The sequence below is a fragment of the Pontiella sulfatireligans genome, assembly GCF_900890705.1.
Lineage (GTDB): Bacteria > Verrucomicrobiota > Kiritimatiellia > Kiritimatiellales > Pontiellaceae > Pontiella > Pontiella sulfatireligans.
Genome location: NZ_CAAHFH010000002.1, coordinates 1,302,865 through 1,316,624, shown reverse-complemented (window position 1 = coordinate 1,316,624; position 13,760 = coordinate 1,302,865). Strand labels below are relative to the sequence as shown.

Sequence of the window (13,760 nt, the reverse complement as noted above, 5' to 3'; positions counted from 1 at the left end):
TGCTGATCCGCACTAATCCTTTTTCGGGGTGAGGCGGAGGATGGTGCCGGGATCGTTGAGGACGACGTAGACGGCGCCGTCGGGACCGCAGGCGACGTCGCGGACGCGGCCGGCGTTTTTAAGGATCACCTCTTCGTGCATGACGCGGCTTCCTTCGATGTCGAGCACGCGGACGTCTTCATACTTCAATGCGCCGACGAGCAGCTTGTTGTTCCACTTGGGGAAAAGGTCGCCGTGATAGAAGTCGATGCCGCAGACGGCGGTGGAGGGGTTCCAATACCAGACGGGCTGCTCCATGCCGTCTTTGCGGACGAACTCGGTGATGATGGAGCCGTTGTAGTTTTTGCCGTAGGTGATGATGGGCCAGCCATAGTTTTTCCCCGGAGCGATCAGGTTGATTTCATCGCCGCCGAGCGGACCGTGTTCGGAGGCCCAGATTTTGCCGGTGACGGGATGAACAGAGATGCCCTGGGGGTTGCGGTTGCCGTAGGTGTAGATGGAGGGGAGGGCGCCGCTCTTTCTCCGGAAGGGGTTGCCTTTGGGGATGACGCCGTCGCGTTGGATGCGGTGGATTTTTCCGTTGGGCTTGGAGAGGTCCTGCGCATGGATGCCGGTGCCGCGGTCGCCGATGGAGAAGTAGAGGTTTTTATCGGCGTCGAACACGATGCGCGTGCCGTAGTGGTGGCGGGTGGTGCGGTAGTCGTCGTGCTTCGCCTCGAAGAGCACCTGTTCGTCGGCCCAGGTGTTCCCGTTGATGCGGCCGCGAACAACCTTGGTCATGGCCGGAGCGCGTTTGCCGTTGGGCAGCATCTCTAGCCCGTGGCTGTAGGCGAGGTAGACCCACTGGTTGCCTTCTTGCGTGTAGTCGGGGTCGAATGCGACCGCGAGCAGGCCGCCTTGGCCTTCGGCCACCACCTTGGGCGTGCCCTCCACCGGCTTCGTATAGAGCTTGCCTTTATCGACCACGCGCAGCCGTCCCGGCCGTTCGGTGATGAGGGCGGTGTCGGCATCAAGAAAGGCGATGTCCCACGGGATTTCCAGACCCTCTGCCCAGATTTCGACGTCGATCGTGTAGTCTAAGGTTTGGAGGGTTTCGGGGATGGGCGGCTTAACAGCGCCCGCTTCTTTTTCGGCGTTGAGCAGAAACTCGGCGATGGACTTGGTCTGCGGGCCGGTCAGCGTTTTTTCATAAGCCGGCATGCCAAGGTGGGTGATGCCGTTTTTGATGTTGCTGGAAATGTGCCCGGTGCTGCCGCCAAACTGCCAGATGCCGTCGACGAGACTCTGGGCATTGCCCCCTTGGAAGTTAATGCCGTGGCAGTGGGAGCAGTGGGTTTGGTAGAGCTCCGAGGCGCTTTGGCCGCAGGCGACCGCCGCGAGAACCGCGAAGAAAGTCATGATCAGCGTTTTCATGCGAAAGACTATGAGCCTTGTTTGCTTGCTTCGCAAAGTGAAAAGAACGAATCTTAAGTCATGAATAAGGCATATGACTATCTTTTTGGCCCCGTTCCGTCGCGCCGGCTGGGCCGCTCGCTGGGCGTGGATTTGATTCCGTTCAAGACCTGCACCATGAACTGCACCTACTGCCAACTGGGCGAGACCCCCTGCGCGGTGAATGAGCGCGGCGACTATGTGCCGATGCAGGATGTGCTGGCCGAACTCGAACGCTGGAAAGCGGCCGACGGCGTTGCCGACCATATTACGCTGGCGGGTTCGGGCGAACCGACGCTGCACCACCATTTCGGCGACGTGCTCTGCTGGGTGAAGGACAACACCGATATTGCTTCGGTGCTGCTAAGCAACGGAACGTTGATGCATTATCCCGAAGTCCGTGAGGAGGCGGCCTTGGCCGATAAGGTGAAGGTGACGCTCAGTGCATGGGACGAAGCCAGCTTCCAGCAGATCCACCGCCCGGCGCAGGGGGTGACCTTTGAGCTTCTGGTAAAAGGAGAGCAGGCGTTCCGTTCGGAATATCTCGGCGAGCTGGCGGTGGAGGTGTTCATTATTGAAGGCGTCAATTCGCAAACCTCCAATATTCATAAAATTGCAGAAGTCGTTAAGTCGATCAATCCCGACCGGATCGATATCAACACCGCGGTCCGCCCGCCGGCGGACTCCAGCGTGACCGCCGTGCCGGAGGAGCGCCTAAAAGCTTTGGCTGAGCTGTTCGGCCCCACGGCCTCGGTCGCGGCTTCATTCAAGAAGCAGGGCTTCGAGTCGCTGGAGATCAGCGAGGCGGCGCTGGCGGCGCTGATTAAGCGCCACCCCGCAACCTGCGGACAGCTGGCCGATGAGTTCAACATGCCTCCGGAAAAAATATTCAAGACGCTCAAGAGCATGGTTTCGGCGGGTCTGCTGAAGGTAGACCGCAGGGGCGATGAAACCTATTATTTCCAGCGTCAGTCCTAAGCAGGGGGGAATTGCTATGAAAAACAGCGGCCGTCAAGCGTTTCGCGCGCCATGGGGGGCGTTGCTGACAGGGATCAGCGGCGGCGTGGTTGTGTTGTTCATCGCGATCTACGCCTCGGGCAACGCAGATGGTAAAATGATGGTGCTGTTTCCGCTTTTGCTGGTTTTGGCGCTGCCCTTCATTATTCGGGGCTATAAAGTTTCCGATGGCGTGCTGATCATCAAGCGGCTGGGTTGGGAAACAAGGTTTCCGCTGGACAGCCTCCGGTCGGTGGCGGTTGTGCCGAACGCCCTGCGCGGTTCCATTCGGCTATGCGGCAACGGCGGACTGTTTGTCTTCGCCGGCCTCTACCGCAACAAGGCATTGGGCAAATTCAGAGCCTTCGTCAACGATCTAAACAAAACGGTCGTGCTGTGTTTTGCGGAGCGGACGATCGTGGTTTCTCCGGACGACCCCGTCGCCTTTGTGCAGGCGGTGGAGGCTTTCGCTTCCAGACGCTAGTGCTGAGTCAGCCAATATCTCTTCTGTTCAAATCCGTCGTAAGGGGCACTAATACGGAACTAACTTGAATGGTATTCTCACGCCCGTTCCCTTTGGTCACTCAAGTTGCCAAGACACAAAGAATTCCCTGGATTGGCGTTCTTTGCGTCTTTGCGCGAAACAATTTTATTCAGGTGAATTGCATATAATTCCCTGACTGAGTACTCGGGCATTTGCCGGTAGAGCCGGAACTTGTATGCGAAGCAGCGTGGACCCGGCTTTCGTGCCGTGAGCTCCCGCCTTCGGGCTACGGCGGACCAGCCGCCCTAAGTTCCGGCATCTCAATCGTGATCCGCTCTAGTTTGAGGCCAGCATCGCTTGGGCGGAGAGGCTGCTGCAGGCTTCGTTGAATTCGCTGATGTGGTTGAGCCGTTTGGCCAGAACCCGGTCCTCGTTGAGTTCGATGGAGCATCCTGTCCGTCTTTCGACGAGCCGCTCGATTTCATGTCTGTCGAGCCGGGCCTGCGAATCGATCCGATCGAACACCGTGCGCTCCCGTTCGTTCTTCTTGTGGTCTGCAGGGAAGTAAATGGCGCCGGTTCCAAAATCAACCGCAAAGGCAACGATGCCGGGAACTAGAAAAAACAGCAGTCCGACGGCATCCATGCCCATAATCAAGAAGTCGAAACCGCCGTGCTCCTTCTGGTTGACGCGCTCGGGATAGATGATGCTTCCGCACGAGGAGAGCAGGGTCGCAGTTCCTGCAAAGATACCGGCGGTTATGAGACGTCTCTTGGTCATCGGTAATGCTCCTATTCAATAAGGGGTTTTGTCGGACTTGCTTTTCCACTGCACGAACACCGCCTGCGCTTCGGCGTTGAGGTGCTGTTCGGTTTTGAGGGACCGCGAGTGCGGGGCTTTTGCCACCTCTTCGTAGAGCAGGGCGTCGTCAAAGCCGGCGTTGGCCGCATCGTTGCGGGAGCCGGCAAAGTAGAGGGCGTCGAGCCGCGCCCAGTAGATCGCCGCAAGGCACATCGGGCAGGGCTCGCAACTGGCGTAGATTTCGCACCCGGCCAGCGAAAACGTTTCGAGGTTCGCGCAGGCGTTGCGGATGGCTTCTACTTCGGCGTGCGCCGTGGGATCGTTGGCGGAAGTGACGCGGTTCCAGCCCCGGCCGACGATTTTGCCGTCCTTCACAACCACAGCGCCGAACGGTCCGCCGTCGCCGGCTTCCATCTTTTCGAGGGAGAGCCGGATCGCTTCACGCAGGAACGTTTCGGAATACGACATGTTTAGGGCGGAATAATTTGGTGGCAGAATAATTTCCAGTGTTGCGGAAAGAGAAATTATTCAGCCTTTTGTTCTGTTTCCAGTTTTTTCGGAGCCGCTGCTTCTTTCTTTTTCGGGGAAGCGGCTTTCAGGATCTTTACGACGTCATAATGCTTGGCCTTGGCGGCGAAGGATTCGGCGGTGTCGCCATCGACATCTTGGAGGGTGGTGTCGGCCTTGTTTTTGAGCAGCAGTTCAACCACGCTGGCCTGGCCCTCGGCCGCGGCCCACATGAGGGCGGAAAAATGCTCGTTGTTGTCGACCATATTGATTTTTGCACCGCGATCGAGCAGGAGCTGGACGGTTTCTGAATAGGGGCCGCTGGAGGCAAACATGAGTGCCGTGGAGCCCGTGTTGTCCTGCGCGTTAATGTCGGCGCCCACGTCGAGAAGCTTGGCCACGACGGCGGTTTGGCCGTTGAAGGCGGCATACATGAGGGCGGTGCGGTTTTCGGGATCCCGCGCGTCAGCTGTGTAGCCCTGCGCCAGCGCTTTGTTGATGGTGTCGAGCTTGCCGTAGAGCGCGGCTTCGATGACTTCCTGCTGGGTAATGGGGGCGGCTTTCAGTACGGCTTCTTCTGCGCGGGCGGAGAACAGCGTGCCTGCAAGCAGAACGGCGGAAATTATGCGTGTAGTGGTCATGGTCGTTCCTTTGTAGTTTTAAAAGGGACATCCGACCACGTTTAAGCAGTCAAGGCAAGGCGAATCATGCCCGCTGGAGGAACGATTCGCCGCGTGGGACCGGGGCGAGGCCGAAGCTGCTTGCGAGCGACTGCGCAATGTCGTAGAAGCCCCTGCGGATTCCGAGGGATTCGCCGGAACGGCCCGGCCGGTATGCCAGCAACGGCACATATTCGCGTGTGTGATCGGTTCCTTTGAACGTCGGGTCGTTGCCGTGGTCGGCCGTCAGCAGCAGCACATCGTCTTTTCCAAGTTGGGGGAGAAAGGATGCGAGCCAGTCGTCGGTCTGCCTTAGCGCGGCGGCATAGCCGATCGGATCGCGTCGGTGGCCGTAGAGCATGTCGAAGTCGATAAAGTTGGCGAAGATGAAGCCGTCGCCTTCTTTCTGCATAAACTGCTCAACCACTTTTTGCGATTCTTCGGTGCTTCCGGAGTGGATGCTCTCGGTAATGCCGCGGTGCGCTACAATGTCTTCGATCTTACCGACGGCATAGACCGGTACGCCGGCATCGAACAGCCGTTCGGTGATCAGCGGTTCTTCGGGGGTGAAGGCATAGTCGCGCCGGTCTTCCGTGCGCTCAAACGCACCCGACTTTCCGATGAAAGGCCGCGCAATCACGCGGCCCACCTTGAGCGGATCGCAGAGCTTGCGCGCAATCTCGCAGCCACGATAGAGTTCGTCGAGCGGGATAATGGCAGTATGTGCAGCCAGCTGCAGCACCGAGTCGGCGCTGGTGTAGGCAATCCACGCCCCGGTGCGCATATGCTCTTCACCCAGCTCTTCAATGATTGCAATGCCGCTCGCCGCCTTGTTCCCAATAATTGGACGGCCGGTTGCCTTTTCAAAGGTTGCCACGAACTCGCGGGGGAACGATGGAAACTCCAATGGAAAGTTATGGAAGCCCGGAATGATTTCGAGTCCGCACATTTCCCAATGGCCGGTAATCGTGTCCTTGCCCTCCGATGCTTCCTCCATCGCGCCAAAGGAGGCGAGCGGTTTATCGACAGCGGGGCATCCGGGAATTGGAGGAATGGAAGGGAGGAGGGTTGGAATGTTGCCCAGACCGAGCTTCTGCAACGTTGGCAGCTCAAGCCCGCTGACCGATTCGGCAATATGCTGCAGCGTTGCGCCGCCCGCGTCGCCATAATCCGCCGCGTCCGGCGCCGCGCCGATCCCCACCGAATCCAGAACAATCAAGATTACTTTCATGACTCAAGAGGCTGGGGCATGGCGGCGAGGTTGGCAAAATAATTCGATCGGATGTTGTAGGCGGGGGCGATGCCCCCGCTTTGCGGAAACCGGAGTCAACGCCTCCGGCTACAGTTCCGGGTCGTCGCCCCGGGCTACAGCTTATTCGTAGCGCAGGTTGTAGGGGAAGGGGATTACGCGCGGGGCGGCTTTCTCTCCTTCGGCCATTGTTGCCATGGTGGAATAGCTGCTTTCCGGCAGCTGGCGCGAGACGGCGTAGTGGTAGAAGTAGAGCTCGATGTCGTCGAGCTCATCGATGTTGAGCACGGGGACGCCGAGGTCTTCGGTGGGGACGGTGAGCTTCCAGCCGGTGGCGGCGACGCTGCGCTCCTTGAAGATGTCGATCTCGCTGACGGTGGGCGGCACGCGCGGGTCGGCGCTGAGCTGCATCGTGACCGGTGAGCTGAGCGCTTCGCTGAAGCGCCACTTGGCGGAAGGCGCGTGGAAATACCAGTAGCGCGTGCTGTAGGCCGTCTCCTCGTTCTGCAAACGATCGAGGCGGTCGGGGTGGAAAGTGCCGACATCGAAGTTGCGGATAAGGCCGGTACCGCCGTAGGAGAGTTCGCCGGCGAGCTGGGTGCGGTTGGTGTCGGAATGGTTGCCGGGCAGGTTAATCTTCAGCCATTTAATCTTGTCGAGGAACAGCCCCGCGCTGAGGACGTTGTTATTCGCGTCGCGTCTGGCACCGCGGTAAAAGGTGCCGCCGGGGATTTCGCGCCGCGTGCTGAAGGTCAGCTTAATGTTGCCGATGGCGTCCTGTTTTGTGCGCAGGTAGCTGCGGAAGGCCATCGTAGCCGAGTTTGTGGCGGGGGCGTCAGGGTTGGCCGGATCGGTATAAAAGAGCTGATTGGTTCCGGTGTCATCGAATTCATAGTAGCCGAGAAAATCCTCCTTCACAGAGAACCAGTCAAAATAGTCGTCCGAAGGCAGCTGCACGAGGCTGTTGAAGCTGGCCATGGCGTTGTACATCTGTTCGAGCTCATCGGCATTGCGCAGTTTATAGAGGGTGCCGGTCGACCATTTGCGGCCGAGGTAGAAATAGTTCATGAACGGCGTGTTCCATTTGTATTCCAGAGCCCGCGCCATGAAATAGAGCCATTTCTGCGCCTCGTCGAACGAGAGGTTGGCGAGCAGGGTCTGGTGCTGGCTGCGCAGGTGGTGGACCGGGTCGGCGAAGTAGCGGCCAGCCAGACTGGCGCCGCTTTCGGCCAACGTCCGCTCCAGTTCATCTTTCTCGCCGATCAGCGCGGCGAGGCGCCCCAGTTCCTGGGTGAGCAGTATCGCGGCTTCCTGCGAATCAATCGCCAGCGTCTTCATGCCCAGCATCAGGGTTTCCACCTTGGCGGCGTTTTCGATGTTTTCCAGTTTGGCGTTTTCCTGGGCCGCCAACCGTTCCTTGTCGGCTTCCAATTGCCCTTTGCCCTCTTCGGCCGCGGCTTGCACCACGGAATTGACGGCATGCGCGGCCGCGCCGGGGCTCACACTTACGGTGGCGCTCAAAAAGCCGCCGGAGACCGATATGCCATCGGCGGCGGCCGCCAGTTCATTGGCAAACGCCTGCGCGGCATTGATATGGCCGATCCACTCGGTCAAACTGGCCTGCTTGTTGCCGTAATAGACGAAGGTGCTCTGAACCGATTGCGAGCGTTCCACTTCGATGCGCACCTCTTCCTCCAGGTTTGAAATTTCGGCGCGGTTGCGTTGGATTTGAAGCTTGGCGATATCGATGCTCTTGAGTTGCATCCAGATTTCGCAGCCTTCGTTCGCGTCGGGCCGCTCAAATTCGGGATCGCCGGGATAGGCGCCGGTCAGTTGGTAGAGGCGGTCTTCGGCAGCTTCAGTGATGTAGCTCAGCTGGGTTTCGAGTTGATCCTGATAGCCCCGGTAGTCGTCGTAGGAGGCAACGGCACTGTCCTGCAGCGACAAGGCATAGCGCAACGGACTGGAGAGGTCGGTGGGATTCAGCCGGAGCTCATAGGCATCGAACGAATCAAAGATATCCGCCGATTGTCCGGTAAACTTTTGCACCAGCATCAGGAAATCGTCCTCGAAACCCAGCAGGCTGGATCCGCTGCGAATGGATTGGGCCAGAGATTCCAGGGCGGCCAGGCTCACGGCCACACCTTTCGAGGCTTCCGCCAGTCCGGATGCGTCGTCAATGTCAAGATTCGGGAAGAGACCGAGCAGCTTGGCCTGCTGCAGGAAAAGGAAGCGTGCGGCATCGGTGGCCAGGGTTTTGGCTTCTGCCCGGTCGCCTGCATTGTTCCGGTTGGTTTTGAGCCGTCCCGCGGCTTCTGCTTCTCGGCCATAGTCGCGCAGGCCGTTGAGCAGCAGCACGAGATCCTTGTAGCCGTCGAACAGGAGGGTGGTGCTGCCGGTCACGGAAACCAGGTTGGTGCCATAGGTGGCCGGTTCCAGTCCACGGGTGGGTACGAGATTTTTAAAGATCGCGTATCCAGCCGGCGGGGAATTGGTTAGGCCCAGAGAGTCGGACAGAAGAGAAACACCGTCGGCGAGCGCAGATTGATACGCCTCCAAGGCCTGCTCGTGCAGGTTTATTTCATCGTCGATGACCAGGCCGCTGGCGACCGTCGCCGGCCCCATGCGCATTTGGTCGGCGGTTCGGCCATCCGTGGAGCGCATGTTTCCGGCCAGGATGAGTTCTGCAGCCAGGCGGTCGTAATACAGGTCGAGCAAAAGATTTTGCAGGAGCAGGCTGGAGGGATTCTGGATCAAGCCGTCGCGCAGATCGCTTTCGGCGTTTTGGGCGCGGGTACGCTCCGCCGTCCCGTAGAGCGTGCCCATGTTCGCGGTATTTGCGCGGACGCCACTCGTTTCGTTGGTATAGAGCAGCACCTTGTAGCGGAAGGCGGCTGCATTCTGGTCTGCGGCATCCGGCCAATACAAAATGTCCTTCACATAATCGGCAACGGCGGCCTCGTCAGTAGAGCCGAGTGCCAAAGCACTGCCGGAGCAGGCCAGCCAAGCGAGACAAAACAGCAATGTTGAGCAGATTCGGCTCATAGAGCCGACACTACACCCCTGCGCTGTTGTAGCGTTGGCTCTATGAGCCAATTCGTTTGCATGGGATTGCGTTGATTTTCGATTTGTGATGTTTTTTGGATTCAACGTTTTCATGATCATTCTCCTTCACTTGTGGAATAGAGGGAAATTTCGTTGGTGGAGGCAGCGGTGGGCGGCCGGTCCAGTACGAACGGGACGGTTTGCGCCGCATCCAGATGCGACAGTCCCGGCACCTTGACGACCAACGTCGCTTCGCCTTCGATACTGCCGGAACTCACGTTGGTCTCGCCGGAGCTGTTGGCCGCATCCAATCGAAGATCCAGGTAGCCCATCGGGTCGTCCGTATAGACCGCCAGCGGAATGTTTTTGGCCACTGCGGTGAAGGCATTGTCCGAGAACAAAAGCTGGACGAGGATATTGGTCGGGAAAAAGCCGAATCCATCGCTTTGGATCCGCCCGTTGAACGTCCCGTTGTCCTGCAGCATGGCGAGGGTGAACCCCAGCATGCCGCACTCGGTTTCGATCACGCCCTGCCAGTCGGCATCGTTTTCTTCGATGGTCACCCGGCTTGCGGTGTTGCCGGACCGCACGTAGCCCGTTCCGGCGTCCAGTTGCAGGGTCAGGTGTTCGAGCAGGCCGACTCCGGCATCATCGGAGAGGATAGCTTCGGGAAGCGGAATGACGACTGTTGTGCCGTTCACCGGCACCGTGTCGGTATAGTTCGACCCCAACTCATCCGTCCAGCTATAGGCCAGTTCGCCGGAGAAGATGCTGTTAAACACCACGACGACTCCGGCGACAGTCCGGCCTTCCTCGGTCTCGAATTCCGTGGAGGCAAAGCCGCCCTGCAGCATGCGGAAGCCCTTGATCCGGTAGAAGCCGGCATCGCCCTGCGCCGCTGCAAGATCCAGTTCATATTCCCCTCCGCCTAGATCGAGTACATTCGCGGCGGCCGTCCACGTACTGGTCGGCGAAAGATCCGGCCGGTATTCCACCACATAGTTGGTGGAGGCGGTTCCATCGTCATACATCTTCAAACGCCAGGCCTCGCCCGAAACCGGTTGCGCCTCCAGATTCAGCAGCTGCGACGGATCGACCGGTACAACCGTCAGGGTGAAGGTTTGGCTGGCGGACTGCATGCCGTCACTCGCCGTCAGCGTGATCTGCGCGGAACCCGAATGGGTTGGATCGGGGGTGATGCCAAGGCTGGAGCCAGCCAATACCAGGCTGTTTTCCGGCAGCAGGATCGGATTGTTGCATGCCACTCGAACATCCACTCCCGCCGGTGCCGCAGTGAACCACACGGAGGTACCGCCCCCTTGCGGAAGGGAAAGGTCGTCCGGTGCGGACAACGACGGTGCGCCGAAGGAGGGGGGCAATAAAGTGAACGTCCGGTCAGAGCCATCCGTCCGGCCCAGGCCGTTGGTGGCCACCGCCCGGTAGTGGTAGGTCATCCAGGGAAGCAGCTCTTCCTTAAAGGTGCTGAACGACTGGGCATTTGTTGTGATATCCAGTGGAACCGTCGGGGTTTCCTGTCCGTAACTGGCTCCCAGTCCATATTCGAACCAGGCCTGGGTTTCGGATGCTCTGGGATTAGCGGAGCCCTGCAAGGTTGCCCGGCTGACACCAATACCGGTGGCCGGTTCCGTCGTAACGGTCGGAAGGGTGGCGACCACCACCGTGCGGGAGGCGGTGCCGACCGCACCCAGTGAATTGGTGGTGCTGTAGGTCAGCACATAGGTGCCCAGAACTGCTGTATCCACGACGCCGTTTGTCGTGAGTGGAAGAAAGTTATATACACTGGAGGGAATGGTGGTCTGGTCGTGATAGTTCCATCCCCATCCGACGACCGAGCCGTCGGCCCGCAGCGCTAGGCTGTGGCTGCCGCCCGCCGCAATGGCCACTACATTGGTTACACTGGCGGGAATGTTGGTCTGCCCATAGAAGTTGTCTCCCCATCCGACGACCGAGCCGTCGGCCCGCAGCGCTAGGCTGTGGCTGCCGCCCGCCGCGATGGCCACAACATTGGTTGCACCGGCGGGAATGTTGGTATAGGAGTTGTCTCCCCATCCGACGACCGAACCGTCGACCCGCAGCGCCAGGCTGTGGTAAACGCCCGCCGCAATGGCCAGCGGCGTTGTGTGGATGGTTGTCAGATCAACAAAATTGCTGCCCTGTTCGAGGGTCAAAAACGCCGGGGCACGGAAATCGATGGCCGGCGTCCAGAAGGTTTGTTCTTGGCCACACGCCTCCATGAGGCTGTTGGTCGCGACAATCCGATAATGGTAGTGGATGCCCGGTGGCAGGTCGCTTAAATCGATCGCTACGTTGGTTGTTCCGCCGCCAACGTTGATCGACTCGGTGCGGTTGCTATAGTCGCCGTTTCGGGTGGAGCCCCATTCAAACCAGGCGCTCGTTTCGGTATCGTTTGGATTGACCGTGCCGTTGAACGTCGCCATGTCGTTGAGCAGATCGGTGGCCGGCAATGTTGTGACGACTATCTCCGGAAATTCTAAGGCTCCGATATCCACTTGTTCATTGAATATGCGAGGATTTCCTTCCCGGTCGGTTGCTCCGTCCATCCACGGCATATTGGTTCCGGCATTGATGCAGGGGGACAAAAATTGCAGATGGGTGTCGGAGCTCGAAACAAAGAGGGGATCGTTTGTGATGCAGCCTGTTCCGAAAGAGGGGGTGGTGCAGCAGTGCGAAAACGACATGCTGGTTCCGTATCTCTCCCAGTTGCCTTCGTTCGATCCTATATTTCCCCAAAGAATGCAATTGTTGAGCGTTCCTTCGTTGAAACAGTATAATCCGCCGCCCAACTCGTCTGTCGAATTGCCGCTGATCGTACAGTTGTTGAATGTGCCGCCTTGGCCGCAGACTGCCCCGCCGCCTTGATGTTCCGCTGTATTGGCGGCCAGGATGCAGTTGATGAGCGTGCCGTTGTTTTTGCAGTAAACCCCTCCACCATAATTTGCTGCATTGTTGCGGACGGTGCAGTTGATGAGCGTCCCTCCCTCGTTGCAGTAGGCTCCTCCACCTTCGAAGATATTTGTATTTCCGCAAATGATGCAGTTGGAAACCGTCCCCCCCGAATCAAACCAGACGCCTCCGCCGGATCGCTGGGGGGAATTTCCGGATGCCTGAGTATGCCCATGGGTCAACGTAAATCCGGCCAGCTCTCCCGCGTTGATATAGACGCAGCGTACGGCGTTCGTTCCGCTTGGACCGGCTCCCTCGATGAGGGTGTATTCGGGACCATTGACGCTTTCTACGGAAATCGCCTTGGTGAGTGCCACGCGGTTGCTCATGGAATTAATCTCGGTCGCGCCGGCGTTGTAGGTTCCATTGGTGACCAACACAAGGTCGCCACTGCCCGCACCATTAATGGCCGATTGGATGGTGTGGAAGGCCGTGGGCCAATTGGTTCCGGGGCCGTCCTGCGGGCTGGCTTGGGACACGTATAGCGTGCCTGCAAAGCTTGTCCCCGTGAAGAACGGGCAGGCTGCGAAGGATAGGGCTAGCGTGGCGAGTCGGATAATACGTAAGGTATTCGATTGTTTTTTCATGATGCGCTCCTGGTTAAATCAGGTTTAGGCGTGATAACGGCGCAGGCCGTTGAATGGAACCCGGCGAGCTGCCGGATGGAGGAGTGAGCGGAGGGCCCGCTGGTTTGTTCGGGGAGGTTGCAGGCGACTGGGCGTTGCACGTTCGGTGTTTTGATAAGGAATAATGAATTCATGTTTTCCTCCCGACGGAGGCAATATGTTCTTGTTAAACAGAAGGTCAATATAAATTATTAAAAATGAAACAGTATGGGTTTAGTCATGAAAGACTTGAACTTAATAATAGTTTATTGGTCATGAATTGGGGTTGCAAAAAACGGAGTCATTAGCGAAAACCAATGCATTCAACCGGAGATTTATCATGGCATTCACATTGCAGATCGGGGATCAGGCGCCCGCATTCAGCCTGCCGGCTACGGATGGGAAGATCTATTCGCTGGCGGATTTCGATGACAAGGTGCTGGTGGTTTTCTTTACGTGCAACCATTGCCCGTACGTGATCGGATCGGACGAAGACACACGGCGGATCGCCGAACGCTTTGCAGAGCAGGGCGTGCGCTTCGTGGCGATTAATTCGAACAGCAAGCACACCTATGCGGAGGACGACTTCGAGCATATGGTCGAGCGGATGAAAGAAAACAAGTTTCCGTGGCTCTACCTTTATGACGAGCCGCAAAAGGTGGCCGAGGCCTACGGCGCGCTGCGCACGCCGCATTTCTACGTGTTTGACGAATCCCGCAAGCTGGTCTACACCGGCCGGGCGATCGACAATCCGCGCGACTGGACGAAATCGACCACCCACGAATTGGCGGATGCGCTGGAGGCGCATCTGGCCGGGAAGCCCGTTGCGGTTCCGGCGACCAATCCGGTCGGCTGCAATGTCAAGTGGGAGGGCAAGGACGCGCACTGGATGCCGGCGGAGGCCTGCGACCTGGTCTAAAAGGCGTTGATCGGGCCCGCAATTATTTCCCTCAGAGAGGTTGAATTTAATAATTCCGCACATATACTGTTGCTGTTTC

Annotated in this window: 10 protein-coding genes; 3 read left to right on the top strand and 7 right to left on the bottom strand. The window is 58.4% G+C overall.

Annotated features, from left to right (window positions below; genetic code table 11):
- Window positions 1-12 precede the first annotated feature (12 nt).
- A complete protein-coding gene (locus tag SCARR_RS18560) occupies window positions 13-1,413 on the bottom strand; it encodes a PQQ-dependent sugar dehydrogenase (protein ID WP_136063149.1) in 1,401 nt (466 codons plus the stop codon).
- A 60-nt stretch (window positions 1,414-1,473) separates the two neighbouring features.
- On the opposite strand from SCARR_RS18560, the gene SCARR_RS18555 reads away from it, so the two are divergent.
- The gene (locus SCARR_RS18555; protein WP_136063148.1) at window positions 1,474-2,409 is read left to right on the top strand and encodes a radical SAM protein; all 936 of its coding nucleotides are present in this window, start codon (window positions 1,474-1,476) and stop codon (window positions 2,407-2,409) included.
- Window positions 2,410-2,425: 16 nt separating this feature from the next.
- Entirely contained in the window at window positions 2,426-2,911 is a 486-nt protein-coding gene (locus SCARR_RS18550; protein ID WP_168433430.1) for a PH domain-containing protein, read from the top strand.
- A 336-nt stretch (window positions 2,912-3,247) separates the two neighbouring features.
- On the opposite strand, the gene SCARR_RS18545 is transcribed toward SCARR_RS18550, so the two are convergent.
- The 6 genes from SCARR_RS18545 to SCARR_RS18520 all read right to left on the bottom strand — a co-directional run bounded on the left by SCARR_RS18545 (window position 3,248) and on the right by SCARR_RS18520 (window position 12,744).
- Window positions 3,248-3,691, bottom strand: a complete 444-nt coding sequence (locus tag SCARR_RS18545; protein ID WP_136063146.1) for a polyribonucleotide nucleotidyltransferase — start codon at window positions 3,689-3,691, stop codon at window positions 3,248-3,250.
- Window positions 3,692-3,706: 15 nt separating this feature from the next.
- Entirely contained in the window at window positions 3,707-4,180 is a 474-nt protein-coding gene (locus SCARR_RS18540) for a nucleoside deaminase (protein WP_136063145.1), read from the bottom strand.
- Between the two features lie 56 nt (window positions 4,181-4,236).
- On the bottom strand, window positions 4,237-4,860 hold the full coding sequence (locus SCARR_RS18535; RefSeq protein ID WP_136063144.1) for an ankyrin repeat domain-containing protein: 624 nt from the start codon (window positions 4,858-4,860) through the stop codon (window positions 4,237-4,239).
- A gap of 64 nt (window positions 4,861-4,924) precedes the next feature.
- Window positions 4,925-6,109 carry a phosphopentomutase gene (locus SCARR_RS18530; RefSeq protein ID WP_136063143.1) on the bottom strand — a complete coding sequence of 395 codons (1,185 nt, stop codon included), beginning with the start codon at window positions 6,107-6,109 and terminating at the stop codon, window positions 4,925-4,927.
- 141 nt (window positions 6,110-6,250) lie between these two features.
- A complete protein-coding gene (locus tag SCARR_RS18525) occupies window positions 6,251-9,172 on the bottom strand; it encodes a hypothetical protein (RefSeq protein ID WP_168433429.1) in 2,922 nt (973 codons plus the stop codon).
- Between the two features lie 116 nt (window positions 9,173-9,288).
- Window positions 9,289-12,744 carry a choice-of-anchor Q domain-containing protein gene (locus SCARR_RS18520; RefSeq protein WP_136063141.1) on the bottom strand — a complete coding sequence of 1,152 codons (3,456 nt, stop codon included), beginning with the start codon at window positions 12,742-12,744 and terminating at the stop codon, window positions 9,289-9,291.
- A gap of 358 nt (window positions 12,745-13,102) precedes the next feature.
- Here SCARR_RS18520 and SCARR_RS18515 point away from each other — a divergent pair, with 358 nt between their 5' ends.
- Window positions 13,103-13,681, top strand: coding sequence for a thioredoxin family protein (locus SCARR_RS18515; RefSeq protein WP_136063140.1), 579 nt, complete (start codon window positions 13,103-13,105; stop codon window positions 13,679-13,681).
- The last annotated feature ends 79 nt before the right edge of the window (window positions 13,682-13,760 follow it).